This is a genomic window from Corynebacterium sp. HMSC034H07 (assembly GCF_001815175.1).
In the GTDB taxonomy this organism is placed as follows: domain Bacteria; phylum Actinomycetota; class Actinomycetes; order Mycobacteriales; family Mycobacteriaceae; genus Corynebacterium; species Corynebacterium hiratae.
On sequence record NZ_KV819507.1, the window covers coordinates 1 to 24,195 of the forward strand.

The window sequence follows — 24,195 nt, forward strand, 5'->3', positions numbered from 1 at the left end:
TAGGCGGGCGTGTAGCGGTGGTGGTCATGGGTATCTCCCCCGAGATAAACCTGTGCTAGAAGAAGTGTTCTAACCATAATCCTAGCGGCCACCGCCACACATGGCTATAGCCAGTGGTAAATTCCCGTCAAGTCGTTACTATAAACGGGGGTAGCCACCATGCGTTAGCCAGGACATTCGACGCCAACCAACGAAAAATCCCACCAACGTGGAATCTATTCGTAGCGCACGTCACCACGTGCAACGTCCTTGCGCCCATGAACAATGAAGTAGACCACAGAAGCAACCAGCATCAAAGCCGCCAGCATCCAGTACATGGCGGAGTATCCCGTCGCGGAGATAACCTGCCCCAGCAGAATCGGACCGAAGCCGATGCCTAGGTCCAGCAGCAAGAAGAAGGTCGAGATCCCCGCACCCATTTCATGCATCGGCACCAGACGCACAGCGATAGCCTGACCCGCCGGCAGGATAGAGCCATATCCGATACCCACCAAGGCCCCCGCAGCAACAATCTGCCAATCAGCACCAGCCGAAGCCAGAACAGCCAGACCAGCAATAAAGAAGACGAGCGAGGAGTAGATGATGATGTTGTCACCGCGACGATCCTGCAGCTTGCCCAGCACGAAACGCAGGATGAGGCTCACCACCGCATAGGCCAAGAAGAAATAGCTAGCGCCCTTCTCCAGACCGGCGTGAGCGGAATAGCCATTCAGGAAGGTAATGATGCCCGTATAAGCAACACCGACCAAAAGGATGAAGACGCCGAACGGCGCCACCGCCGGGTGCACAATATTCCCTAAGGAGAAGGTCACACTGCGACGCTCCTCCGCCGGTGCCTTGACGACGAGCCCCAAGCCCATGGCCACTACCGTCAGCGTCAGCGCCACCAGAAACACGGTGTTATAGCCAGCATTGTGGACAATCGCAAGACCTGCCGCCGGACCAAAAGCGGTAGCCAGCGTCGTCCCCAAGGCGAAGTAGCCGGTTCCCTCAGCGCGGCGATGGTCAGGAATCACCGATTGCGCCACGGCCATCACAGCCGTCGAGGCAACCGCATAACCAAAGCCATGCAAGATACGGACAGCGAACAACAGTGGCAGAGACTGAGCTGGGAAATACAGCGCCATCGCCACAGTGACCACGATGAGGGAGACAACCAGCGAGCGCTTCCGCCCAACAGCATCCACGATGTAGCCCGAAAAGAGGCGAGCAATCGTCGCCCCCACCACGAAGGCACTTGAGGCAAACCCGCCCGCCGTGTCCGAAGCTTGGAACTGCTCGACGGCATAGAGCGCCATGATGGTCACAAGCAGATAGAAGACCGTAAATTGGGCGAAATTCACCAACCACGCAAACACGAATGTCGGCGTAATGAGGGACTGGGATTCAGAGGACGTTTGAGACACCTTCTTCAGCAGTGTTATGGAATTAAGACTTCCACAAGCTACCAAAGATCAGAGATACTTTCGAATCCGTCCTCAGGGTCGTGCCACGCTTGACGACGTCCCTATCCGAACAGTTTTCGCAGGTAGGGCGAGCCGAACTTCCAATCAGGGTCCATCTTTTCACGCAGCTCGCAGAACTCGTCAAATCTTGTATAAAGTTGAGCAAAGTCGCTCCGAGACAGGGAGTTCATCTTGCCCCAGTGCGGGCGCCCGCCCGCTGCGCGCAAGATGGGCTCGAGCTTCGGCATGTAATCCTGCGGGTTGAGCGCACGCGGAATGTGGAAAGCAATGTACATCGATTCGCGGCCCGATGCCGTCGAGAGTGCAACGTCATCCGCGGCCGTCGTGCGCAGCTCCATCGGAAATCCGATGCGCCAATCCTGCTCGTCGATGAAACGGCGGATTTCGCGGACGGTGGTGGGGCCGTCGGCAAGCGGCACTGCGTACTCCATCTCATGAAAGCGAACCCGGCGCGGACTAACGAAAACGTCGTGGGCGGCGGAACGGTAGCGGTTATTGGAGATGACCGATGTGGCGAACTTGTTGAGCGTCGGAATCGTCCCCGGAATAAGACGTCCCAGCGCCAGGGCGGCGGCGAAGGCGCCGTTGCCGATGAGCTCGTCGTCGATAAGCGCCTTGAGACGTGAGCGGCGCTCCCCGTTCGGTTCGAGGCGCGTGTTGGCCTTGACCATCGCGCGGTCGGTGTGCGGGAACCAGTAGGACTCGAAGTGGTCGACGCCCCTAGAGAGCTCCTCCCAGTTATCCATCAGCTCATCGAAGGCAATGCCGGACTCCTCAGCCAGCAGGTCAAAGGCATCCACGCACTGCATTTCGACTTCGACAACCACGCCGAGCGCGCCCACGCTGACGACCACGAGGCGAAGGAGTTCTGGGTCTTCGTCGATGGAATAGGAGCGGGTGTTGCCGTCGGCGTCGATAAGCGTCAGCCCAGTGACCGTGCCCGCAAAGCCCGTGTAATTGATGCCGGTGCCGTGGGTCGAGGTGGAAATCGCGCCCGCCAGCGATTGCGGGTCCACATCGCCCTGATTAGCCAGGGCAAGACCAAAGGGGCGCAGAAGGGCTGGGACATCACGTAACCGAGTGCCCGCCAGGAATCGGACGCGTTTGCGCTGCTTATCGACGCTCACCAGTCCACTCACGTGATCGAGATTGAGCATGGTCTCCCCCCCCGCTGCGATGGGAGTGAAGGAGTGACCCGCACCGACCGCGCGCACGCTGCGGGCGCGGCTGATGATGCCAGGAATCTCATCGATTCGGGAGGGCTGCACAAACTCCTGCGGTTTCGTGGTGACCGATCCTGCCCAATTGCTAAAAGTTGTTGTCATCGGAGTGTCCATCCTTGTCCTCTATAGGTGTCCCATACATCAACACCGTCGTGTCCGACGGCGAGGAGGTGGTCGACGTTTTCTGTCATTTCGCCGGCCTTGGCGTGGCGGAACCACACCAGATCCTCGACGTTCAGAGCGGCCCCATGCAGCGGTGTCTGCACCTCACCGGCACCCTCCGTGCTGGAGTAGCTCAGCCCTGCCGGCCACACCGGAACCGGAACGCGATCCTTCGCGGGCGGCCCGGAGGCGATCCAGCCGCCGGAGTTGACCGTCGCCCAGCCCGGCGCGGGCACACGGGATACTTGGCAGACGAAGAACGCGGCCGCCTTGTGGTTGATGCCTGTGAAGTCATCGAAGATCGCCGGCGTGTAGAAACCGGAGCCAGCGGCCAGTTCGGTCAAGGTTCCCTCGGCCGCGGATTCCTGGAGGCTACCCGTTCCACCACCGTTGACGAATTCAATGTCCGCCACCTCCCGCGCGGCCTCCACGCAGGCTCGGCGTCGCGGGGCCAAGTCCGCCATGGACTTGGTGCGCAGCCAGCGCTTGACCGCTCCCACCGGACCCGGCAGGCCATCCGCAACGGATGCCACTTGCCCCTCATAGGCCATGAGACCGACAAGCCGGTGCCCGCGCCGAAGAATCTCGCGCGCCAATACTGACACCTGTTCCGGCGTGCGCACAGGTGAGCGCCGCGGGCCGATGACCGCCCCCGGCACGTGGAGGGTGCAGTCAATATCGATGGCCACGCGCAGAGATCCCTCAAGCAGGCCTAAGAGCTCGACACTATCCACCATGACGGTGATGGACTCGCGCGCGGTGTCAGACGCTGCGAGCTCACGCAGGGCCTTACGGTTGACGCTCGGATAAGCCACCACGATGTCGCGGAAGCCCTCTCCCACCAGATGGAGCGCTTCTGGAACGGAATAGGCGAGGATGCCACGGTAGCCCCCGTGCTCGAGGGCACGACGAAGTGCTGCCACGCTGCGGATCGACTTCGAGGCCACGCGGATGGGTAGTCCCCCGGCACGAGTCGGCATCTGTGCAGCGTTGTAGTCGAACGCGGCGAGGTCAATAACGCCTACGGGCGCTGGGCTTTCTCCAGATCTGACGAGCGGCTCAACGGCCGCGCGGACCTGGGCCTGTGGAGTAGTCGCGAGGATTGGCATAGCGTCATCCTAACCACGATTAATTTAGTTTGTGAGACAAATCTCGAAAAATCTATAGCGCCATCGCATATTTTTGGGACAATAGACCGCATGAAGACGTTCACTCAGACCCGTCTGCCCCAGCGAGTGCTCAATTTCTTAGACACGGACCCCGCCCGCGATGTTCGCGGCACGGGTGAGCAGCACCAGGCTCACGCGCCTTTTAGCGGTGAGGATCTCTTTAGCTTCCCCGTCGCCACCGCCGGGGACGTCGAGAAGGCCGTCAACTATGCGCGCGCCGGCGTTGGCCAAGGTGACCGCGCCGCCATCCTGCTACGCCTGCACGACCTCGTTCAGGAGAACGAGGAGCTCATCCTCGACCTGATCCAAGCCGAGAACGGCAAGTCCCGCTCCCATGCTTATGACGAGCTGATGGATTTGTATAACTGCGCGCGCTTCTACGCGGTCAATATCCGCAAGGCCTTTGGCGCTGACCGCCACCCCGGCGCGCTTCCCGTGCTGACTAAGACGCGCACCCAGCATTACCCGCTGGGTGTGGTGGGGCTTATCTCTCCGTGGAACTATCCCCTGTCCCTCGGAGTGGGCGATGTTCTGGCAGCGCTCTCTGCCGGCAATGCCGTGGTACACAAGCCGGACTCCCAGACCACGTTGACGGCGATTCTGCTGCGACGCCTAGCCATTGAGGCGGGCCTTCCGGAGGCCGCCTGGCAGCTGGTTCCCGGCCGCGGGGCGGAGGTGGGTGATGCCCTGGTTCCGCTGGTGGATGGCCTCTCCTTTACCGGTTCCACCAAGGCCGGCAAGTCCATTGCTACCCAGGCAGCGGGGCGCCTCATCCCCACGATGCTGGAGCTAGGCGGCAAGAACCCGATGCTGGTGCTTGACGACGCCCCCCTTAAGCCCACCGCCCAAGGTGCCGTGCGCACCGCATTCTCCTCCTCCGGGCAGCTGTGCATGTCCGCCGAGCGCGCCTATGTTCACGAGAGCGTCTTTGAGGAGTTCCTTGCAGAACTTCAGAACGCACTGGACCAGCAAGTGCTCGGGTCGGCCTTCTCCGATGCCGCCACCATCGGCTCGCTGACCTCGCAACGCCAGCTCGATACCGTTAAAGCCCACGTGGAGGATGCCGTGTCCAAGGGCGCCACCGTGGTCTACGGAGGAAAGGCCCGGCCAGACCTTGGGCCATACTTTTATGAGCCCACCGTGCTGACCGGCGTGACCCCAGAGATGGATCTCTATGCCACCGAAACCTTCGGCCCAGTGTTGGCGGTGTATGCGGTGAGTTCCGACGCCGAGGCCATCCAGCGCGCCAACGACACCTCCTACGGCCTATCCGCATCGGTGTGGTCCGGGAATTCCCGCCGCGCATGGAAGGTGGCCTCCCAGCTGGAAGCCGGCATGGTCAACATCAACGAAGGCTTCGCCGCCGCGTATGGTTCCATCGCCGCACCCGGTGGCGGCGTCAAGGAGTCTGGCCTCAATCACCGCCACGGCATTACCGGCATGCGCCTGTGGGCCAATGAGCGCACCGTGGCCGAGCAACGCCTACACCCGCTTGCGCCCTCGGAGTACATCTCCCCGGAGCGCTTCCGTCAGCTGGTGTCCACCGGCATGCAGCTGATGAAGACCTTCCGACTCTAACCTAAACAGCAATGAAGGAACTTACCCGCGATGAGCTTCTCGCTCGTCGGCTCATTGCTCAAGGCCTTGCACCATCGGCGGCGCGGCCGACTCTGGCGTCGGCCCTCGATGTTGCCGAGCATCTGCTCGCCCTCCAGGGCCAGACCTACGATGCCGGTATCAGAGCACTTGCTCTTCGCGCCGGCTGCGATGAGCAAAAGGTACTCGAAGACGTAGCACGCTTTCGCGTGGTGCGCTGTTGGCCGCAGCGCGGCACGCTGCACTTCATGCCGGCTGCCGACGTCCGCTGGATGTCCCGCCTGCTCTACCCACGCGTAGCCTCCAGCCAGAAGTCTCGGCGGCCGAGCTTGGGGCTGAGCGAAGACATGGTGGCAGCCGCCTCGGAAGCGCTTCACAGCGCAGCGACCGAGCCCCTGAGCCGCACGGAAGTCTACGAGATTTTCGCTGAAGCTGGCGTTGATCCCACTGAAGGCCGAGGCTCCCACCTACTCCGCGCTTTTGGCGGGGCCGGCGACTTAGTGCAGGGCCCGAAAGCTGGCAGCCAAGAGACTTTCCTCCACGTCGACGCGCTGCCTACCGTCCAGCGCGAGCCGGAGGAGCCGCTTGCTGAGCTGGCCCAGCGCTATGTCGAAGGACATGGCCCAGTGTCCGCAGCCGACCTCCAAGCATGGTCCAAGCTCAGTAAATCTCAGGCCACCAAGGCCCTGACATCGACGGTTGCTCAACCTGTGTGTCACGATGGTCAGGACTTCTGGATGGCCACTTGGCAGGAGGATGTCACGGCTAGCGAGATCGATGAGGCCCTCAAAATCCGCCTCGAGCTCCCCGCCTTTGATGAATACCTTCTGGGGTATGCGCACAAGGAATGGATCGTTCCCGATGAGATCCGCGATGATGTCTTGACCAAGAACGGCCTCAGCTGGCCGTGGGTCATGGAGGGCGGACGCGGGGTCGCAAGCCTGCGGTACGCGGGCTAACCTACAGCATCCGCAGGATGCGGCGATGAACCGTGCCGGCTGGTTCAACGTGGATGAACACCTCGGCACCGGGGAAAAGCTCGTCGATGGCATCCTCGATGCGGTCGGCGATGGTGTGCGAGTGCAACACCGTCCACTCGCCGGGCACGTCCATCGTCAGGTACACAAGGCGCTGACGACCCGCTGCCACTGTGCGACGCGAGGTGAAGGAGACCTGGTGGTGGTCTTCCAGCTCATTGAGAAGCGCGTCCAGCTGGGCATGCTCTTCCTTGGGCAAGGATTCCGACAGAAGGGAGCTCAAGGATTCCTTGAGCAGCTTGTACCCGGTCCACAAGATGTTGATACCGACTGCCAGCGCGATGACGGGGTCCAACCACAGCCAGCCTGTCAACGCCACTGCCCCGATGCCGACGATGACGCCGACGGAGGTCCAGACGTCGGTAAGCAGGTGCTGACCATCCGCCTGCAGGGCAGAAGAACGATACTGCTTACCTGCGCGGACTAGCATCACGCCTACCACCAAGCTAATGAGAGCCGCTACTAGCGACAGCAGCAAACCAACGCTTGGCTGTTCAAGCGGCAGCGGGTGTAAGAAGCGGCGAATGGCCGTGTAGATGATCATCGCGGCCGCGACGAAAATCATCGCTCCTTCCACCAGCGCGGAAACATATTCAGCCTTGCCATGACCAAATTGGTGGTTCGCATCCGCGGGCTTAGCGGCAATCTTGATGGCGATGAATCCCACCACTGCGGCGACTAGGTTGACACCGGACTCAAGGGCATCCGAAAGGAAGCCCACCGACCCCGTCACCGCGGCGGCAATCACTTTGAGAACAATGGTGACGACGGCGGCGGCGATGGAGAGCTTCATGAAGCGTTCGAGCAGCAGTTGCTCGTTTGGAAGAGACATGTGTGTCCTTCTATATGTCCTTCGCTGAGGAAAATTTCTATTTACCGTGAGTCAGGGTACCAAAGGCGAGTGTGCACGTACTGTTCACGCATTGTTTACCGCGTGTGGTCGTAAAGTACATAAACCGTCGTTAGTTTGTACTTCATGTCCAAAGACATATCTCCCCCCGTTCTCCTCTTCGATTTCGACGGCACCGTTAGCCTGGGCCACGGACCCGTGCTGGCCTATGCCCGCCACATCGGGGAGGCAACCGGAAACCACTCCATCCCCCACACCGCCGAGCACATGCTCTCAACGAACGACGCCTCCCTAGTGCACTATCGCGACGGCTACGACCTCGTCCGCAGTCTCGCCGCGGATTGCGATGTCCCGGAGGACTCCTGCCAACAGGCCTACATGGCCTCCCGACTCAACCTTGCAGACACCGGAATCACAGCGCCCGAAGGCCTCGCCGAGTTTCTAGGCTCGTATCCCGGCCGCGCGGTTCTCGCCACCAACTCCCCCGAAACTGGCCTCGCAGAGGCGCTTAAGGTTTTGGGGCTGAGCAACTCCTTCGACGCCATCTACACGAGCGTGGGCAAGCCCGACGGCTTGACTCGAATCCTCGAATCTGATTTCCCCGATAGCCCCATCATCGCTTTCGGCGATATCTGGGACTTCGATCTTGCTCCCGTGGCTGCCCGTGGCGGGCGCACCGTTTTATTGGAAACACCGTTCGCCACCCCCGCAGACGCCAACCCCACGTGGCGCGCTCAGCGCGTCACCGACATCTTTTCTGAACTATCTTCCGCCTTCTAGCACTCCACCCCTCGACACAGAAAGACATTCTCATGCGCCGTTTCACCGCCCTCGCTGCCTCCGCCCTTGCATTGTCGCTCTCCCTGACCGCTTGCTCCTCTGACTCCTCCTCAACCGATGGCTCGAACTCCCCCGACAAGCTCACCCTCGCGCTCATCCCGAACGAGAAGGTCAACGATCTCGTCACCACCGCAAAGCCGCTGACTGACTACCTCTCCGAGGAGCTCGGCATCGAGGTCGAGGGGGTCGTGACCAAGGACTACCAGGCCGCCGTCGAGGCCATCGGCTCCGGTCAGGCAGACATCGCCATCGCCTCCGCCGCGCAGCTGGCCTCCGCCGAAGACATGTACGGCGCTCACGCCGTGCTGCAGGACGAGCGCTTCGGCGCGGATTCCTACGCCGGCCAGTTCGTCACCAACAACCCCGACAAGTACTGCGAGGACGAGCCGGTGGCCTCCACCTATGCTGCCAGCGGTGCCGACTACCTGTACTGCAACGGCACCGCCACCCCGGAGGAGAACAAGGGCCAGGGTCCGAAGGGCCTCGAGGCGCTCAAGAAGATCGATGGGGAGACCACCGTCGCCATGCTGGGTGCTACCTCCCCCGCCGGATACCAGCTGCCGGTCATGGCCATGGAATCCCAGGGCATCGACGTCGACAGCCTCAAGAAGGTTCCTGTGACCTCCAACGACGCCTCCATCATGGCGGTCTACAACGGCGATGCCGAGGTGGGCTTCAGCTTCTGGGATGCGCGCTCCACCATCGATGCATCGGAGGCCCCAGATCTGGCCGAGAAGCTCGTGGTCTTCGGCTACACCGACATGTACCCCAACGGTGGCGTCGTGATTTCTGATGAGGTGCCGGAGGATCTGCGCGGCCAGATCACCGACCTCATGGACGGCTTCTCCGAGGTTGATCCGGACACCATGTCCGCCATCTTCGATATCACCGACTGGGTTCCCGCCAAGCAGGAGTCCATCGATATGGCGCGCAAGGTCAACGAGCGCTTCGCCCAGTAGCCTGACGCCCCTACTCAGAAAGGCTTCACCCATGACGGAGGAGAAAGCGTGGGGAATCCGCTTCGAGAATGTCTCGGTGCGCTACCCCAACGGAACGCTGGCGCTTGACGACGTCTCCGTGGACATCGCTCCCGGCGAATTCGTCGCCATCGTCGGCCTGTCCGGCTCTGGCAAATCCACGTTCATCCGCAGCATCAACGGCCTCGTGCAACCGACATCCGGCAAGATTTTCGTCGGCGACCACGAGATTTCCGCAGCGAAGGGAGCGCAGCTGCGGAAACTACGCGGCCGCATCGGCATGATCTTCCAGGAGTTCAACCTAGCCGACCGCGCGAGCGTCTTCTCCAATGTCCTCGTCGGGCGCTTTTCTCACAATTCCAGCTGGCGCACCCTGTTGGGAATCTCTACCGCCGAGGACAAAGCAATCATCGCCGAAGCCCTCGATTCCGTAGGGATCCTCGACAAGGCGTGGAATAAGGCCGGCGCCTTATCAGGCGGCCAGAAGCAGCGCGTGGCCATCGCCCGCGCCCTGTCCCAGAAGCCGGCGATCATGCTGGCCGATGAACCCGTCGCCTCCCTCGACCCACCCACTGCCCACTCCGTGATGAAGGATCTGCGCCGCATCAATACCGAGCGGGACCTGACCACCCTGGTGAACTTGCACCTGGTGGATCTGGCGCAAGACTACGCCACACGCATCATCGGCATTCGCCACGGCAAGATAGTTTTCGATGGGCCCGCCGCAGGCTCCACCGTGGAGGATTTCGAGGCCATCTACGGCCGGCGCATCCGCGAGGAAGACCAGCTGGGAAGTCAGGAGAGCCGGGCATGACGGCGGTACTTCCCCCACGGCAGCGCAACTGGCCCGGCATCCTTGGCGGGCTGGCTGCTTTTCTCGCGCTCACCATCGCCACCTGCGTCCCCGCCTGGGGCGGAATCGAGATCGACTTTGGGCAGATCGCTCGCAACTGGCGCAACGGCGCCGACCGCTTGGCCCTGATGTTCAGCCCCGACTGGTCCATCCTCCCGCGCACGTGGGAGCCGATGCTTGAAACCCTCGCCATGGCCGTCGTCGGTGCCGCCATCTCTGTGGTCATCGCTCTGCCCCTATCCCTGTGGGCGGCGCGGCCCACCAACCCATCGACACCGTGGCGCTCGCTAGTGCGCGGCATCGTCAACGTTGTCCGCGCGGTGCCCGACTTGGTCTACGCCACCATCCTCGTGGCCATGCTCGGCGTCGGTGCCCTGCCCGGCATCATCACGCTGGTGCTCTTCGACGTCGGCATCGTGGTCAAGCTCGTCTCCGAAGCCATCGACTCCGCGGATGATTCTTACATGGAGGCCGGCCGCGCCGCCGGCGGCACGCAAACCCAGATCAACCGGGTTACTGCCCTGCCGCAGACCTGGCCGGTCTTTGCCAGCCAGGTGATCTACTCCCTCGAGCTCAACGTCCGCATCTCCGCGGTCCTCGGCCTCGTGGGCGCTGGTGGCATTGGCCTGCTTATCGACGAAGTCCGTGGTTTCTACCGCTATGACGCGCTCTCCGCCATCGTGCTCGAGCTGCTCGTCGTGGTCATCGCCCTGGAGATCGTGTCCGTCAACCTGCGAAAGAGGCTGCGATGAGCACTGCACATGTACTTCCCTCCCGCTCCCGCAGCTGGGGAGTCTTCGCTGCGTGGGCCGGAATCCTTATGATCTTGGCGCTGTCCTTTGGCTACATTCGCGTTGATCTGACGGCTCTTAAAGATTTGCCCTCGAACATCTGGCACTACCTCGTGCTCATGTTCTCCAACCCGGACTGGTCCAAGCTGGGTGAGGCCCTCCTGCAGACCTGGCGCTCCGTGGCCATGGCCTGGATCGGCGCGCTGCTCGGCGTGTTCCTCTCCACCATCCTCGGTGTCCTGGCTGCCAATACGGTCTCCCCGGGCTGGGTGTGTCTGCCACTGCGTGCGCTCTTTGCCATCATCCGCGCGGTACCGGAGATCATCATCGCCATCATTATCCTCACCGTCACCGGGTTGACCCCGTTTACGGGCGCGCTGGCTCTGGCCATCGGCGGCATCGGTACGCATGCGAAGTGGACCTATGAGGCCATTGAAACCGCGCCGACTGGCCCAGCCGAAGCAGTCAAGGCAGCCGGCGGCAGCCTGGCAGAAATGGTGCGCTGGGGAACCTGGCCCATTGTCCAACCGGAGCTGGCTTCGCTCGCGCTCTACCGTTTTGAGATCAACGTGCGCACCTCCGCGGTCCTCGGCCTCATCGGCGTGGGAGGCATCGGTGACATGCTCACCGGCTATACGCAGTACCGCCAGTGGGACGTCGTCGGCGTCCTGCTCATCGTGGTCATCGTCATCACCATGTCCATCGACGCCATCTCCGGCGCTATCCGCCGCCGCATCGTGGCTGCCAAATTCACCTGATAGTTAGCCCTATGACTGATTCCGCCCCACTCTCCGCGCACATCACCACGCGCATGCCGAGCCTGCAGCCCATCGAACAACGCGTGGCCCAGGCAATCCTCGAAGACATGGACTTCGTCCTGCACGCCACTGCGGACCAGCTGGCGGCCAAGGTAGGCACGTCCCGTACCTCCGTCATCCGCACCGCGAAAGCGCTGGGCTACGACGGGTACCAGCAGTTGCGTGTGGCGCTCACGCAGGAGATTGCGCAGCGCCCCACCCCGCCGGCGGGTGCCGATTCCACCCACGTCGGCCGCATGAGTGCCGAGATTGCCTCCTTCAGCAACTACCTGCATGGGCTTACTGTCCTGCTCAACGAGGATGAGCTAGCCGCGACAGTGGAGGCAGTAGCGCAGGCCAAGCGTGTTCTCCTCGTGGGCAATGGCCTCTCTGCTCCCTTGGCGCAGACCATGGCGCTGCGCCTCACAAGCATCGGGCGCCCAGCCGAGTTCGTGGCGGAGGCCATGGGCCAGCACATCGCGGCGACGCAACTAGACGCAGAGTGCGTGTGCCTCGTCGTTTCCGGTTCAGGGTCGACCACGCTCACGCTCAAAGCCGCGACAGCAGCCTTCGAGGCGGGCGCAAAGCTCATCGCGCTGACCTCGTTTACCTCCTCGCCCTTGGCGGAGCTCGCCTCCTACACACTGGTCATCCCCTCCCCGGATGGGACATTTCGTGCAGAGCTGCAGGATGCCTCGCGCGTTGCTTTTCTGCTGGTGCTTGAAGCACTCGTGACGCTGGTGGATTCCCACCTCGATGATTCCGCGGCACGGCGCACGGTGCTCTCTGTGCTGCAATCGGCGATGGAAGATTAATTTTCCAGGTAGGCGTAGGCCGCGGCGATGAGAGCCTGCGTCGCCGTGGTGAGAGTCGGCTGCAGCTCCGGAGCAAAGCGCGGGTTGTGGTTGGGAATTGACGCACCATCGGTACGCCCGCCGAAGCCCCAGAAACAATAGGGAGCGCCGAAGGCATCAGGGATGCGAGAGAAATCCTCCGAGGCGGTCCACGGCTCCATGTCGAGAACGTTGTCGCTACCGAGGACGTCGATAAGCTGCGCGCGCACCTTGTCGGTCACGTCGTCATCGTTGACGGTGAGGGGGTAATTATCACTCTGCACAAACTCCGGCTCGCGCGGGGACATCGCTGCCCGGCACTCCGCCTTAACAATGCGGTGAATCGCCTCGACGATCTGAGCCCGGACGTCTTCGTCGTAGGCACGGATGTTGATGCGTAAGGTCGCCGAATCCGGAATGATATTGGCCTTCGAACCCGCCTGCAGTGCGCCAACGGTCAATACGGCGAAGTGGTGCGGATCGACTTCACGGGAGACAACTGTTTGCAGCCGCAGCACGATGGAGCTGGCGAGCACCACCGGATCAACGCTGAGGTGCGGCATCGAGCCATGAGAACCGTGACCATAGACGGTGACGGTGAGTGAGGTCGCTGTAGACAAGACCGGGCCGGGCGCAATGAGCACGGTGCCCGCTGGGGCCTTCTTATCGATGAAGATGTGCTGGCCAAAGGCCACGTCAGGCGTGGGGACTTTATCGGTGAGGCCAGCATCCACCATGGACTGCGCGCCCTCCGCGGTCTCCTCGCCCGGCTGGAACAGAGCAATGAAGGTGCCGGACCAGGAGTCAGTCGCCTCAGCTAGTGCCTCGGTGGCACCGAGCAACCCGGTCACGTGGGCATCGTGCCCACAGGCGTGCATTGCCTCACCCGTAGCGGAGTAGTCCAGGCCGGTGTCCTCGGTGATGGGCAGGCCGTCGAAATCGGCGCGCTCTAGGACGGTCGAGCCTTCGCCGTTGCGGAGGATGCCGACTACTCCCCCGCCGAATTCCAGCACCTCGACTCTTGGAAATTCCCGGAGCTTATCCGCGATAATACCGCGGGTGCGCTCCTCCTCCATACTGAGCTCAGGATGCTGGTGCAGATCCTTGTAAAGGGCTTCTTGCCACTGCGTGGCCTCTGCTGCACGTTCGAGGATATGGGCGATACTCATACCCACAGCCTACGCGGAGTGGTGGCTAACTAGCCGCCGATCTTGAAATCGCAGACGTCGCCATCCTGCATGATGTACTCCTTGCCCTCCTGGCGCACCTTGCCAGCATTGCGGGCCTCTGCCATGGAGCCAGCGGCGTCCAGGTCATCGAAGGAGACGATTTCGGCCTTGATGAACTTCTTCTCAAAGTCGGTGTGGATAACACCCGCAGCCTGCGGTGCTGCAGACCCCTGCTTGATGGTCCATGCACGGGCTTCCTTCGGGCCTGCGGTCAGGTAGGTCTGCAGGCCGAGGGTGGCGAAGCCGGCCTTGGCCAACGTCGCCAAGCCAGGCTCCTCCTGGCCCACCGACTCGAGCAGTTCCAGTGCCTCCGCCTCATCGAGCTCAAGGAGGTCGGTTTCGGTCTGTGCATCGAGGAAGACGCATTCCGCAGGGGCGACGAGCTGGCGCAACTCCTCCTTCTTGGCGTCATCGGTAAGCACGGCCTCATCCGAGTTGAAGACATAAAGGAAGGGCTTCGCGGTCATGAGGTGCAGCTCGCGCAGGAGGGATAGGTCGATCTCGTTGCTCTTGGAAGCGGCGAAAAGGGTGCGGTCATCTTCCAAGATGGCCTGGGCCTTCTTGGTCTCCTCCACGGTCTCTGCCAGCTCCTTGTTCTTGCGGGCTTCCTTTTCCAAGCGCGGCAGGGCCTTCTCGATGGTCTGCAGGTCCGCGAGGATGAGCTCGGTATTAATAACGGAGATGTCGTGCGCCGGGTTGACCTCACCGTCAACGTGGATCACGTTCTCATCGGCGAAGGCTCGCACCACCTGGCAGATGGCGTCAGCTTCACGGATGTTGGCGAGGAAGGCGTTGCCCATGCCTTCACCCTTGGAAGCGCCTTCGACAATGCCGGCGATGTCCACGAAGGACACGGTGGCCGGGAGGATGCGCTCGGAGCTGAAGATTTCCGCTAGGCGGTTCAGGCGGGAATCGGGGAGCTCAACGAGGCCGACATTCGGCTCAATGGTGGCAAACGGGTAGTTCGCCGCCAAGATGTCGGAACGGGTCAGGGCATTAAACAAAGTGGACTTGCCCACGTTGGGCAGGCCGACGATTCCAAGTGTAAGACTCACGGGGCCAATCCTAACGCACCCCGGATCTTTTAAGGCAAGATGGTGGGGTGAGTTCTGATCAGCCATCCCCCAATGCATCCTCGCCTGAGCTTGCCGCAGCAGAGGCAGCACTTGGCGGGCGCTTCGATGACTCCGTCGATGCTGCCTCGCTGAACGCTGTCTCCGCACACCCGCCAGGCAACCAAGTGGATCGCTCCGTGGTGGTCGGCGAGGTCATCAAGTCCGCATCACTGTGGGCACTGCGCCTGACCATCATTGGCGTCTTCCTTTATGCCTCCTTCCGCATGCTGGGCAACTTCTGGCGCGGCATCCTGCCCGTCCTCATCGCGCTCATTATTTGCACCGTGCTTGCCCCCATTGCGAGCGCCATGCGGCGCAAGGGACTGCCGTCAGCCCTCGCTGCCGCAGTGACCATTCTGGTGTCTTTTACTGCGGTGGGCGCCCTCTTCATGTTCATTGCGCCGGACTTCGCTCGGCAGTCCCAAACTCTGTATCTGCAGACTGTGGAGGGAATTCAACGCTTGCAGCTCTGGGCACAGGGCCCACCGCTCAACCTCGACGCGAATGAAATCGGCGGTTACATCGATGAAATCGCCCTGTGGCTGCAACGCCAGGCGGGTTCCATTGCGGGCTCCGTGTTTACTGGAATCGGCACGGCCACCTCCATCGTGGTCACGCTTTTCATCATCGTGGTGCTGACCTTCTTCTTCCTCAAGGACGGCCACAACTTCCTGCCGTGGCTGCGCCAAGCGACGGGCCGCCGCACCGGCTGGCACTTGACTGAGCTGCTGACTCGTGTGTGGACCACGCTGGGCGGCTTCGTGCGGGCACAAGCGATAGTCTCGCTTGTCGACGCCGTCTTTATCGGCCTCGGCCTCGCACTCATCGGTGTTCCCTTGGCCATGGCCTTGGCCATCATCACATTCATCGCCGGCTTCATCCCCTTTGTCGGCGCAATTGTGGCCGGCGCATTGTCCGTGACCATCGCGCTGGTGTCCTTGGGCTTCACCAAGGCGCTTCTGGTGCTTGGCTTGGTTCTGCTGGTCCAGCAGCTCGAGGGCAACGTGCTCTCCCCGTGGCTGCAGTCGAAGGCGATGAACCTGCACCCGGTTATCGTGCTGATTTCTGTGACCGTCGGCTCCGCGCTCTTTGGCCTCATTGGCGGTTTCCTCGCCGTGCCGGTTGCCGCCACCATCGCCGTGATCTACCGCTACTTCCAAGACATGGTGATGCTCCAATCCGGCGAAAGGACCGCCGAGGAGCTGGAGTTTTCTACCGTGGCAGGCTTCCTCATCGGCCGCTATACCCAACAGCAGGGTGACCACAAACGCGAGCAATGGCTGTCCGTCCCGGACCACGCTGCCCCGGAAGGCGCAGCGGAAGACGTCGCCAGCGATGGCACGAGCCCGCTGGACCGCAAGGTCGATGTCGACGCGGAACTCAGCGAACGCGATAGCGGCGCCCGCGCGGGAATTAAGCGCGCCATCGGCGCTCTCGAACAGATGTTGCAGTCGAAGGACAAAAACTAGCGGGGCGTGTCCGGGACGCATGTCATGATGACAGGCATGACGTCTACCCTTCCCGTGTTGCTCCTCTTCCTCGGCCTCATCATTGGCGCCGCCCTCGGTTGGCTGGCTCGCGCTTATTCCGCGCAGTCTTCCCAGCCCTCCGAGGAGCATCGCGCGCTGCAAGAATCCCAACGCCGCCAAGCAGAGCTTGCCCCGCTGGAAAAGGCCATGGACCGCTTGGGCCTGCAACTGCAGGAAATTGAGGAGGATCGCGCGACATCGCTCGCCGCACTCAGCAGCCAAGTTCAAGCGGTAACGCGGACCTCGACGCGGCTCTCCGATCGCACCGATAAGTTGGTCGGTGCGCTCCGCTCGCCGAACGTCCGCGGGCGCTGGGGCGAAGTACAGCTGGAGCGCGTGGTCGAACTCGGTGGCATGCGCAAACATGTGGATTTCGACTCCCAGGTCAGCGCTCGCGTCAACGGTTCGGTAGTCCGCCCTGACCTCGTCGTTCACCTGGCAGGTGGGCGCAGCATTGTGGTCGACGCCAAGGTTCCACTCAGCGCCTACCTCGACGCCATGGAGACTGAGGATCCAGAAGAAAGGGCAGGGTTTCTGCGCCGCCACGCGCACCTGATGCGCTCACATGTCCAAGCACTGGCTTCTAAGGACTATATCGAGGCCTTCTCCCCCACGCCGCAGTTTGTAGTCCTCTTCGTTCCCGCAGATACCTTCGTCGACGCCGCACTCTCCATCGATGCCGAGCTGCTGGAGTTCGCATTCGAGCGCAACATCGTCATCTCCACGCCGAGCACCCTCTTCGCCCTTCTGCGCACCGTGGCGGTGAGCTGGCAGCACGAAGAGATCTCCGACAAAGCCCGCGAGGTACAGCGCCTAGGGCGTGAGCTTTACACGCGCCTCAATACCCTCAACGAGCACTATGACAAGGTCGGCCGCGGCCTCGAGCGCGCGGTTGAGGCATATAACGCGAGTTTGGCCAGCTTGGACTCCCGCGTCGGGGTCACCGCGCGGCGGCTCAAAGAGCTAGATGTGCCCGCCCGCGTGGACCGCCTGCCGGTGGAGCCGCGCAGTGTCGGTTCTTGGCCGCGGCGCGCCCACGATGAATAACGTTTTGGTCACCAATCCCGGTAAGCTCTCTGGTCGTGTCTGTTGCCAAAAATCGTCGCCGCCCTCCCCGCCGTGGGATGCCGCTTACCCGAGCGCTCCTCGTCGCGCTCGTCGTGACGCTTGTGGCCTTGGCAGTCTCAGGTGTGCTCGGCAAGGTTGCCCTGCCGTTCGCCCTGATCTTTGGACTTGGCTCGCTCGCTCTCACCTGGTTGGTGGAGATCCGCGGGCTCTACTTGTTGGTGATTACCCTGCCGCTGCTCTACGCGCTAGGAACTGTAGGCGGCGGGTTCATTAACTCGACGGCTGCCTTGCCAGAAGGCGCCTCTCCGTTTTCCAAGACCGCGCTTCTCACCACGGCCTTCCCACTGATACAGCACTTCCCGGTGCTCATCGTCACGGTCTTGGCGTGTGCGCTGCTCGCGGTCATGCGTATATGGAGCAGCAACAACCACGCGAAGAGCCGAGAAGCGGAAGCACAAAAGAAGCGCCGCGCCGACGCTGCCTCCGACCGCCGCAACCGCTCTGAGCGGCTCTCCGTGGCAGAGCTCATTGCCCGGGAGAACACGAGCTCTGGGCGGGTACGGGAGCGCAACCGTGAGGAACGCCGCCGCCTGCAGGCCGAAGAGCGCGCCCAGCTCCGCCACGCGTCCCCCGAGACCGACGTGCAGGAGGATTTCCGCCGCGCCGCCGCTGAAGCAGCGGAGAATGCGCGGCGCCCCCAGCGGCCCCCCCAGCCGCTCGAGGAAAACCTCTACGACGAGGACTAGCGCGCGGTACGTGCCGGGCGCAGATCGCGCGGCAGCGAGAACGTGATGGTCTCCGTGGAGGTGGTCACCTGCTCAACGTCGCTGTAGCCGCGCTCATCCAGGTATTCGAGCACTTCACGCACCAGCAGCTCAGGCACGGAGGCACCACACGTGACGCCAACGGTGTTCACGCCTTCAACCCAGGCCTCATCGATCTCTGAGGCGAAATCCACCAGATAAGAAGTCTTCGAACCTGCCTCCAGGGCAACCTCGACCAGGCGCTTGGAGTTGGAGGAGTTCTGGGAGCCGACAACGATCATGAGATCGCACTTCGGGGCGATGGCCTTGACCGACTCCTGGCGGTTCTGTGTGGCGTAGCAAATATCGTCTGACGGCGGGTTTTCCAAGTGCGGGAAGCGCTCGCGCAGCTTGTTGACGATCTGGATGGTCTCATCCACCGACAACGTGGTCTGGGACAGCCAGATGAGTTTTTCCTCGTGTAGAAAGTCCGGCAGCTTGTCGACGCCCTCCAAACCATCCACCAGGTGGGTGACGTCTGGGGCCTCGCCGGCAGTACCTTCGACCTCTTCGTGGCCTTCGTGGCCGATCAGCAGAATCTGGTAGCCGTCGCGCTCAAAACGCTGGGCTTCCTTGTGCACCTTGGTCACCAGCGGGCACGTGGCGTCTAGCGTTAGCTGCTTGCGCTCTTCGGCCTCTTTGCGCACGCTCGGCGCGATGCCGTGCGCAGAAAATACCAGGTGAGCACCTTCGGGGGCCTCGGAGGCCTCTTCCACAAAGATGACGCCACGCTTGGCCAGGGATTCAACGACGAAGCGGTTGTGCACGATTTGCTTGCGCACGTAGATGGGAGCGCCGTACTTTTCCAGCGCCTTTTCCACTGTCTCAACAGCGCGGTCCACGCCGGCGCAGTAGCCGCGGGGAGCCGCGAGGAGCACCTTCTTTGCAGTTTCAGTCATGCCAACCAGAGTATCTAAAGTTGCCCACATACTGTAGTTCCCGCCGATTCCCGCCCGCCGCAGGTGACCGGTGAGCCCCGATGTCCGGCGCGCCCCATACACTAGACGGAGCACGCCCCGAAGCACAGACCACTCAAGAGAAAGGACTGCGCGTGAACCAACCGGCCAATTCCGCGGAGACACCGTGGCCCGTCGGCAAGGTCAATGACCAAGTCAAAGGCTGGATCGAGCGCCTCGGCTTCCTCTGGGTGGAGGGCCAGATCACCCAGCTGAACATGAAGCCGACGTGGAAACTGTCCTATATCACCCTGCGTGACGTGGAACAGGAGAAATCTGTCCAGCTGACCTGCAACACGTCGCTCATCCGGAATGCTCCCTCGCCGCTCAAGGACGGCGACCGCGTCGTGGTCTACGGCAAGCCCGCCTTCTACGCTGGGCGCGGTAGCTTCTCCCTGTGGGTTACTGAGATTCGTCACGTCGGCATCGGCGATCTCCTCGCCCGAGTAGAGATGCTGCGCCAGCGCCTACGCCAGGAGGGCCTGTGCGATCCATCTCGGAAACTGCCGCTTCCCTACCTGCCAAAGAAAATCGGACTCATCACCGGCCGTGGCTCCCACGCTGAGCGCGATGTCCTCTCGGTGGCACAAGACCGCTGGCCGGCAGTCCAGTTCGAGGTCATCAATACAGCGGTGCAGGGAGCCACGGCAGTTACCCAGGTCATCGACGCGCTGCAGACCCTTGACGCAGACCCGGAGGTCGATGTCATTATCATCGCCCGCGGCGGCGGGTCGGTGGAAGATCTGCTCCCCTTCTCCGAGGAGGCTCTCCAGCGCGCAGTAGCCGCCGCCCGCACCCCGGTTGTCTCCGCCATCGGCCACGAGCCGGACCATCCGGTGCTTGACGACGTCGCCGATCTCCGCGCCGCCACCCCCACCGATGCGGCCAAGCGCGTCGTGCCCTCCGCTGCCGAGGAATACGCAGTGATTTCCGAAGCACGTTCCCGCATGGCGGCGGCGCTGCGCGGCTGGGTGGAACGAGAGCGCCGCGGGCTCGAGAGCATCCGCTCCCGCCCCGTCCTCGCGGACCCCATGGTGCCGATCACCGCGCGCCGCGAGGAACTCGAACGTCACGTTGCGTCGATCCGGCGAGTCATTACTCATCAGCTGGACCGCGAAAACAACCAGGTAACCTCGTTGCGTGCGCGGGTCTCCGCCTTGGGCCCCTCGGCCACTCTCGAGCGCGGTTATGCCATTGTGCAGGTCCTTCCGCGCGATGGCAGCGGGCCGGAAGTCGTCACGAGCTACACGCAATCGCCCCCGGGTTCGCAACTGCGCATCCGCGTGGGTGATGGCTCGATTACCGCCGCCGCCATGGCCTCCCAGGCTGCGGATTAAACAGACCACGTTATACAGAACCAGAAAGAAAGAAGCACTATCCTCATGACTGACACGATTGGCGCCGGCCAGCCCGGCCAGGACGCATTCCCGCCCGTCGAAGAGCTGAGCTATGAGCAGGCCCGCGACGAACTTATCGAAACCGTGAAGATCCTCGAGCTCGGACAGATGGGCTTGGATGAGTCCCTGAAATATTGGGAGCGCGGCGAGGCACTAGCCAAGGCCTGCGAGGCACACCTCGACGGCGCTTCCAAGCGCGTAGAGGAAGCCCTCCGCAAGAATGCGGACAGCCCGGACAACGCAGAAGCACAAACGGAATCAGGAGAGGTTTAAATGAAGATTTACGGCTACCCGGGAGATCGCGTCGACTTCGTCTCCAAGTCCGGCGGAGCAGGGGCCATGGTCTTTGGTGATCCGCGCCAGCTCGCCGAGGAATTCTTCGGCACCCCGCACACCGACAACGGCGAAGAAATCAGCTACTTTTCCGGCTCCATTGTCTTGCGCTTCACCGAAGGGAAACTCAGCGAGGTCTCTTTATTCCCCGGCAAGTCCAAGCACGAAAAGGTGGATATCTACCTTGCTAAGACCCGCTTGAGCGGGCTCGACCCCGAGACCCTGCGCAGCGCTGCTGGCGACGCGGTCGAGGTGGAATGGGACGGCGCGCTGCAGAGCGTGACGTTTCGCTGACTAGTTACTCGCTGACGACGCTGCCGTCCTCAGCGATCTGGAGCGGCTCGGCCTCGACGAATGCGGTCAGAGCCGCCTCATAATCCGCGTCGGAGGCAGAGCCGGTAAGGATGAGGCGGGCATCGCCCAAGTCCGTGATCCACAGGGGGCGAACATCTTTGTCGTCGCTGCTCAGGATTTCCACGTCCTGACCCGCTACCTCACGCCGCTCGGAGTTGGCTCGATAGTTGGAATCGTAAGCGGTGGGGACATCCTCAAGCGCTAGCTGGGTCTGTGCCGACTCAACGTATCCTTCATTCGCGGTCAGCCAGCTCACCACGGCACCGGACTCGCTGCCCACTTGCTTGCGCCGCGCGGCCGTCGGCTGCCAGCCCTCCGGCATGACAGGCTCACGAATGACCGCCCCGCTACCGCGCGCTTCCATCTCCAGGAAGGTAGCGGCATCCACATTCTGCACAGGCCCGGACTTTTCCGGGTTTATCGAGCACAGTCCCGTTGCTCCGACGGCCAGGAACATCATGATGAGGATGATGCCCACCGTCAAGGTGATATCACGCGCGTCCTCAAAAATCTTTGGTTTATCTTCAGATGCCACCCGCCCAGTATGGCACGACGCCTCCGACACACGCGACAGCGCCCTCTCACCTGCCTTTTCGGCAGGTGGTGCCCCCCCGCCCCTCTTCTGGGGGAGGCATTCGGGCTTGAGTGGGCAGGAAAAGTGGAAGAATAGAATTTGTATTCCGGGTTGTCCCCCACCCCGGGCCGAGCCACCTGAAAAGAAAGGGACTAATCACACATGTCTGATAACACGTCTTATATCCCCGACCGCAACCTAGCCATGGAGCTGGTGCGCGTCACCGAGGCAGCAGCGCTCGCCTCGGGTCGCTGGGTTGGCCGTGGACAGAAGAATGAAGGTGACGGCGCCGCGGTGGATGCTATGCGCAAGCTCATCAACTCCGTCGAGATGAACGGCGTCGTCGTCATCGGCGAAGGCGAGAAGGATGAGGCTCCGATGCTCTTCAACGGCGAGAAGGTCGGCACCGGCCAGGGCGCCGAGATGGACATCGCCGTCGACCCGGTTGACGGCACCCGCCTCATGGCTGAGGGCCGCCCGAACGCTATTTCCGTCATTGCTGCTGCCGAGCGCGGCACCATGTACGATCCGTCCGCTGTTTTCTACATGAAGAAGATCGCTGTCGGCCCCGACGCGGTCGGCGCCATCGACCTCAATGAGTCGGTGGCATGGAACGTGAAGTCCGTGGCCAAGGCCAAGGGCATCAAGCCGGCTGACCTGACCGTCGTCGTGCTCGACCGCCCCCGCCACGATGACCTCATCCGCGAGATCCGTGAAGCCGGCGCCAAGGTTCGCCTCATCATGGACGGTGACGTCGCCGGCGCTATCGCCACCTGCCAGGACAGCAACTCCATCGACCTCATGATGGGCATTGGCGGCACCCCGGAGGGCATCATCACCGCCTGCGCGATGAAGTGCATGGGCGGTGAAATCCAGGGCAAGCTGTGGCCCAAGGATGAGGAGGAAGCAGAGAAGGCCCGCAAGGCTGGCCACGACCTCGACCGCGTCCTCACCACCAACGATCTGGTTTCTTCCGAGAACTGCTACTTCGCCGCTACCGGCGTGACCAACGGCGATATGCTCCGTGGTGTCTCCTACCGCCCGAACGGCGCCACCACCCGCTCTCTGGTCATGCGCTCCAAGTCCGGCACCATCCGCTACGTCGACTCCATCCATAAGCTGGCTAAGCTGCAGGAATACTCCGTGGTGGACTACACCAACCCCCACGATCAGGAAAGCTAGTCCACTTTCCCAGGAAGAGTGCTACGGTGGCCATGAATGCCGTGCCACGGCACACATAAAGAACCCAACAAAACTCATTTCACAGAAAAGGTGAATTCATGACTGAATACCGCATTGAACACGACACCATGGGCGAGGTAAAGGTTCCGGTCGACGCCCTGTGGCGTGCCCAGACCCAGCGCGCTGTGGAGAACTTCCCGATCTCCGGCCGCGGCCTCGAAGATGCTCAGATCCGCGCACTCGGCCTCCTCAAGGCTGCCTGCGCCCAGGTAAACAAGGATTCCGGCAAGCTGGATGCGGAGAAGGCTGACGCCATCATCGCCGCCGCCACCGAGATCGCAGAGGGCAAGCACAATGACGCCTTCCCGATCGACGTCTTCCAGACTGGCTCCGGCACCTCCTCCAACATGAACACCAACGAGGTCATCGCCTCCATCGCCCACAACAATGGCGTGGAGATCCACCCGAATGACCACGTGAACATGGGCCAGTCCTCCAACGACACCTTCCCCACCGCAACCCACGTTGCGGCGACGGAGGCTGCAGTAAATGACCTCATCCCGGGCCTCAAGGTCCTGCACGATTCCCTGCTGGCCAAGGCCAAGGAATTCGCTGATGTAGTTAAGTCCGGCCGTACCCACCTGATGGACGCCACCCCGATCACCCTGGGTCAGGAATTCGGCGGCTACGCTCGCCAGATCGAGCTCGGCATCGAGCGCGTTGAGGCTACCCTGCCGCGCTTGGGCGAACTGGCTATCGGTGGCACCGCTACCGGTACCGGCCTGAACACCGACGCTGAGTTTGGCGGCAAGGTCACCGAGGAGCTCAAGAAGCTCACCGGCATTGACCAGCTCTCCGAAGCCAAGAACCACTTCGAGGCCCAGGCTGCCCGCGACGCCCTCGTCGAGTTCTCCGGCGCCATGCGCACCGTTGCTATCTCCCTCAACAAGATTGCCAACGACATTCGTATGATGGGCTCGGGCCCACTCACCGGCCTTGCGGAGATCCACCTCCCGGATCTGCAGCCGGGCTCCTCCATCATGCCGGGTAAGGTCAACCCG

The 24,195-nt window shown here is 62.2% G+C and carries 24 protein-coding genes; 16 read left to right on the top strand and 8 right to left on the bottom strand.

The annotated features are described in order from the left end of the window. Positions 1-215: 215 nt before the first annotated feature. The 3 genes from HMPREF3009_RS02995 to HMPREF3009_RS03005 form a co-directional block, all read right to left on the bottom strand. Positions 216-1,406, bottom strand: coding sequence for an MFS transporter (locus HMPREF3009_RS02995; RefSeq protein ID WP_070679924.1), 1,191 nt, complete (start codon positions 1,404-1,406; stop codon positions 216-218). A 101-nt stretch (positions 1,407-1,507) separates the two neighbouring features. Then, a complete protein-coding gene (locus HMPREF3009_RS03000) occupies positions 1,508-2,791 on the bottom strand; it encodes a D-arabinono-1,4-lactone oxidase (protein ID WP_070679927.1) in 1,284 nt (427 codons plus the stop codon). After that, positions 2,788-3,960 (bottom strand): type III PLP-dependent enzyme domain-containing protein, encoded by a 1,173-nt coding sequence (locus HMPREF3009_RS03005; RefSeq protein WP_070679930.1) that lies wholly within the window; start codon positions 3,958-3,960, stop codon positions 2,788-2,790. The genes HMPREF3009_RS03000 and HMPREF3009_RS03005 overlap by 4 nt, the downstream gene beginning before the upstream one ends. A gap of 90 nt (positions 3,961-4,050) precedes the next feature. Here HMPREF3009_RS03005 and HMPREF3009_RS03010 point away from each other — a divergent pair, with 90 nt between their 5' ends. Both HMPREF3009_RS03010 and HMPREF3009_RS03015 read left to right on the top strand, forming a co-directional pair. Continuing rightward, a complete protein-coding gene (locus tag HMPREF3009_RS03010) occupies positions 4,051-5,598 on the top strand; it encodes a succinic semialdehyde dehydrogenase (RefSeq protein WP_070679933.1) in 1,548 nt (515 codons plus the stop codon). An 11-nt stretch (positions 5,599-5,609) separates the two neighbouring features. Beyond that, a complete protein-coding gene (locus HMPREF3009_RS03015; RefSeq protein WP_070679936.1) occupies positions 5,610-6,575 on the top strand; it encodes a winged helix DNA-binding domain-containing protein in 966 nt (321 codons plus the stop codon). A gap of 1 nt (position 6,576) precedes the next feature. Here HMPREF3009_RS03015 and HMPREF3009_RS03020 read toward each other — a convergent pair whose 3' ends face one another. Further along, positions 6,577-7,485 (bottom strand): cation diffusion facilitator family transporter, encoded by a 909-nt coding sequence (locus HMPREF3009_RS03020; RefSeq protein WP_070679938.1) that lies wholly within the window; start codon positions 7,483-7,485, stop codon positions 6,577-6,579. 144 nt (positions 7,486-7,629) lie between these two features. Between HMPREF3009_RS03020 and HMPREF3009_RS03025 the strand changes: the two genes are divergently transcribed. The 6 genes from HMPREF3009_RS03025 to HMPREF3009_RS03050 are packed head-to-tail and all read left to right on the top strand — an operon-like array spanning position 7,630 to position 12,576. After that, a complete protein-coding gene (locus HMPREF3009_RS03025) occupies positions 7,630-8,283 on the top strand; it encodes an HAD family hydrolase (RefSeq protein WP_070679942.1) in 654 nt (217 codons plus the stop codon). A gap of 32 nt (positions 8,284-8,315) precedes the next feature. Then, positions 8,316-9,302, top strand: coding sequence for a phosphate/phosphite/phosphonate ABC transporter substrate-binding protein (locus tag HMPREF3009_RS03030; RefSeq protein ID WP_070679945.1), 987 nt, complete (start codon positions 8,316-8,318; stop codon positions 9,300-9,302). 31 nt (positions 9,303-9,333) lie between these two features. Further along, on the top strand, positions 9,334-10,134 hold the full coding sequence (phnC, locus tag HMPREF3009_RS03035) for a phosphonate ABC transporter ATP-binding protein (RefSeq protein ID WP_070679948.1): 801 nt from the start codon (positions 9,334-9,336) through the stop codon (positions 10,132-10,134). Next, positions 10,131-10,925 carry a phosphonate ABC transporter, permease protein PhnE gene (gene phnE, locus HMPREF3009_RS03040; protein ID WP_070679951.1) on the top strand — a complete coding sequence of 265 codons (795 nt, stop codon included), beginning with the start codon at positions 10,131-10,133 and terminating at the stop codon, positions 10,923-10,925. The genes phnC and phnE (HMPREF3009_RS03040) overlap by 4 nt, the downstream gene beginning before the upstream one ends. Beyond that, positions 10,922-11,722 (top strand): phosphonate ABC transporter, permease protein PhnE, encoded by an 801-nt coding sequence (gene phnE / locus HMPREF3009_RS03045; protein WP_046649250.1) that lies wholly within the window; start codon positions 10,922-10,924, stop codon positions 11,720-11,722. Before phnE (HMPREF3009_RS03040) ends, phnE (HMPREF3009_RS03045) begins: the two co-directional genes overlap by 4 nt. Positions 11,723-11,733: 11 nt before the next feature. Beyond that, on the top strand, positions 11,734-12,576 hold the full coding sequence (locus HMPREF3009_RS03050) for a MurR/RpiR family transcriptional regulator (RefSeq protein ID WP_049155479.1): 843 nt from the start codon (positions 11,734-11,736) through the stop codon (positions 12,574-12,576). Here HMPREF3009_RS03050 and HMPREF3009_RS03055 read toward each other — a convergent pair. Next, positions 12,573-13,763 carry an amidohydrolase gene (locus tag HMPREF3009_RS03055; protein ID WP_070679954.1) on the bottom strand — a complete coding sequence of 397 codons (1,191 nt, stop codon included), beginning with the start codon at positions 13,761-13,763 and terminating at the stop codon, positions 12,573-12,575. The genes HMPREF3009_RS03050 and HMPREF3009_RS03055 overlap by 4 nt on opposite strands. A 29-nt stretch (positions 13,764-13,792) precedes the next feature. Then, the gene (gene ychF, locus HMPREF3009_RS03060; protein ID WP_070679957.1) at positions 13,793-14,878 is read right to left on the bottom strand and encodes a redox-regulated ATPase YchF; all 1,086 of its coding nucleotides are present in this window, start codon (positions 14,876-14,878) and stop codon (positions 13,793-13,795) included. A 47-nt stretch (positions 14,879-14,925) separates the two neighbouring features. Between ychF and HMPREF3009_RS03065 the strand changes: the two genes are divergently transcribed. Genes HMPREF3009_RS03065 through HMPREF3009_RS03075 form a run of 3 tightly spaced genes read left to right on the top strand, consistent with a single transcriptional unit; the run spans position 14,926 to position 18,281 of the window. Next, entirely contained in the window at positions 14,926-16,407 is a 1,482-nt protein-coding gene (locus tag HMPREF3009_RS03065) for an AI-2E family transporter (protein ID WP_070679960.1), read from the top strand. 36 nt (positions 16,408-16,443) lie between these two features. Beyond that, complete coding sequence (locus tag HMPREF3009_RS03070; protein WP_070679986.1) at positions 16,444-17,514, top strand: DNA recombination protein RmuC; 1,071 nt, start codon at positions 16,444-16,446, stop codon at positions 17,512-17,514. A gap of 35 nt (positions 17,515-17,549) precedes the next feature. Beyond that, the gene (locus HMPREF3009_RS03075; protein ID WP_232760899.1) at positions 17,550-18,281 is read left to right on the top strand and encodes a DUF6542 domain-containing protein; all 732 of its coding nucleotides are present in this window, start codon (positions 17,550-17,552) and stop codon (positions 18,279-18,281) included. Here the strand turns inward: HMPREF3009_RS03075 and HMPREF3009_RS03080 are convergent. Further along, positions 18,278-19,237, bottom strand: coding sequence for a 4-hydroxy-3-methylbut-2-enyl diphosphate reductase (locus tag HMPREF3009_RS03080; protein ID WP_198531107.1), 960 nt, complete (start codon positions 19,235-19,237; stop codon positions 18,278-18,280). The two genes, HMPREF3009_RS03075 and HMPREF3009_RS03080, sit on opposite strands and share 4 nt — an antisense overlap. A gap of 152 nt (positions 19,238-19,389) precedes the next feature. On the opposite strand from HMPREF3009_RS03080, the gene xseA reads away from it, so the two are divergent. The 3 genes from xseA to HMPREF3009_RS03095 are packed head-to-tail and all read left to right on the top strand — an operon-like array spanning position 19,390 to position 21,318. After that, positions 19,390-20,631, top strand: coding sequence for an exodeoxyribonuclease VII large subunit (gene xseA / locus HMPREF3009_RS03085; protein WP_070679970.1), 1,242 nt, complete (start codon positions 19,390-19,392; stop codon positions 20,629-20,631). A gap of 45 nt (positions 20,632-20,676) precedes the next feature. Further along, the gene (locus HMPREF3009_RS03090) at positions 20,677-20,964 is read left to right on the top strand and encodes an exodeoxyribonuclease VII small subunit (RefSeq protein WP_070546567.1); all 288 of its coding nucleotides are present in this window, start codon (positions 20,677-20,679) and stop codon (positions 20,962-20,964) included. After that, on the top strand, positions 20,965-21,318 hold the full coding sequence (locus tag HMPREF3009_RS03095) for a hypothetical protein (RefSeq protein WP_046648342.1): 354 nt from the start codon (positions 20,965-20,967) through the stop codon (positions 21,316-21,318). Positions 21,319-21,322: 4 nt separating this feature from the next. Here the strand turns inward: HMPREF3009_RS03095 and HMPREF3009_RS03100 are convergent, their stop codons facing one another. Then, positions 21,323-21,913 carry a DUF4245 domain-containing protein gene (locus HMPREF3009_RS03100; RefSeq protein ID WP_049155495.1) on the bottom strand — a complete coding sequence of 197 codons (591 nt, stop codon included), beginning with the start codon at positions 21,911-21,913 and terminating at the stop codon, positions 21,323-21,325. A 201-nt stretch (positions 21,914-22,114) separates the two neighbouring features. Here HMPREF3009_RS03100 and glpX point away from each other — a divergent pair, with 201 nt between their 5' ends. Together glpX and HMPREF3009_RS03110 are read left to right on the top strand one after the other, a co-directional pair. Next, entirely contained in the window at positions 22,115-23,134 is a 1,020-nt protein-coding gene (glpX, locus tag HMPREF3009_RS03105; RefSeq protein ID WP_070517591.1) for a class II fructose-bisphosphatase, read from the top strand. A 98-nt stretch (positions 23,135-23,232) separates the two neighbouring features. Then, positions 23,233-24,195, top strand: a 963-nt coding sequence (locus HMPREF3009_RS03110) for a class II fumarate hydratase (protein WP_070679973.1), incomplete at its 3' end; no start/stop codon positions are given.

Bases quoted from the DNA above. Each gene is read 5' to 3' on its own strand.
- phnC (WP_070679948.1), top strand. From the start codon at position 9,334: ATGACGGAGGAGAAAGCGTGGGGAATCCGCTTCGAGAATGTCTCGGTG.
- HMPREF3009_RS03095 (WP_046648342.1), top strand. From the start codon at position 20,965: ATGAAGATTTACGGCTACCCGGGAGATCGCGTCGACTTCGTCTCCAAG.
- HMPREF3009_RS03025 (WP_070679942.1), top strand. From the start codon at position 7,630: ATGTCCAAAGACATATCTCCCCCCGTTCTCCTCTTCGATTTCGACGGC.
- HMPREF3009_RS03055 (WP_070679954.1), bottom strand. From the start codon at position 13,763: ATGAGTATCGCCCATATCCTCGAACGTGCAGCAGAGGCCACGCAGTGG.
- HMPREF3009_RS03090 (WP_070546567.1), top strand. From the start codon at position 20,677: ATGACTGACACGATTGGCGCCGGCCAGCCCGGCCAGGACGCATTCCCG.
- HMPREF3009_RS03020 (WP_070679938.1), bottom strand. From the start codon at position 7,485: ATGTCTCTTCCAAACGAGCAACTGCTGCTCGAACGCTTCATGAAGCTC.
- HMPREF3009_RS03080 (WP_198531107.1), bottom strand. From the start codon at position 19,237: ATGACTGAAACTGCAAAGAAGGTGCTCCTCGCGGCTCCCCGCGGCTAC.
- HMPREF3009_RS03005 (WP_070679930.1), bottom strand. From the start codon at position 3,960: ATGCCAATCCTCGCGACTACTCCACAGGCCCAGGTCCGCGCGGCCGTT.
- HMPREF3009_RS03070 (WP_070679986.1), top strand. From the start codon at position 16,444: ATGACGTCTACCCTTCCCGTGTTGCTCCTCTTCCTCGGCCTCATCATT.
- phnE (WP_070679951.1), top strand. From the start codon at position 10,131: ATGACGGCGGTACTTCCCCCACGGCAGCGCAACTGGCCCGGCATCCTT.
- glpX (WP_070517591.1), top strand. From the start codon at position 22,115: ATGTCTGATAACACGTCTTATATCCCCGACCGCAACCTAGCCATGGAG.
- HMPREF3009_RS03000 (WP_070679927.1), bottom strand. From the start codon at position 2,791: ATGACAACAACTTTTAGCAATTGGGCAGGATCGGTCACCACGAAACCG.
- HMPREF3009_RS03030 (WP_070679945.1), top strand. From the start codon at position 8,316: ATGCGCCGTTTCACCGCCCTCGCTGCCTCCGCCCTTGCATTGTCGCTC.
- HMPREF3009_RS03015 (WP_070679936.1), top strand. From the start codon at position 5,610: ATGAAGGAACTTACCCGCGATGAGCTTCTCGCTCGTCGGCTCATTGCT.
- phnE (WP_046649250.1), top strand. From the start codon at position 10,922: ATGAGCACTGCACATGTACTTCCCTCCCGCTCCCGCAGCTGGGGAGTC.
- HMPREF3009_RS03050 (WP_049155479.1), top strand. From the start codon at position 11,734: ATGACTGATTCCGCCCCACTCTCCGCGCACATCACCACGCGCATGCCG.
- HMPREF3009_RS03010 (WP_070679933.1), top strand. From the start codon at position 4,051: ATGAAGACGTTCACTCAGACCCGTCTGCCCCAGCGAGTGCTCAATTTC.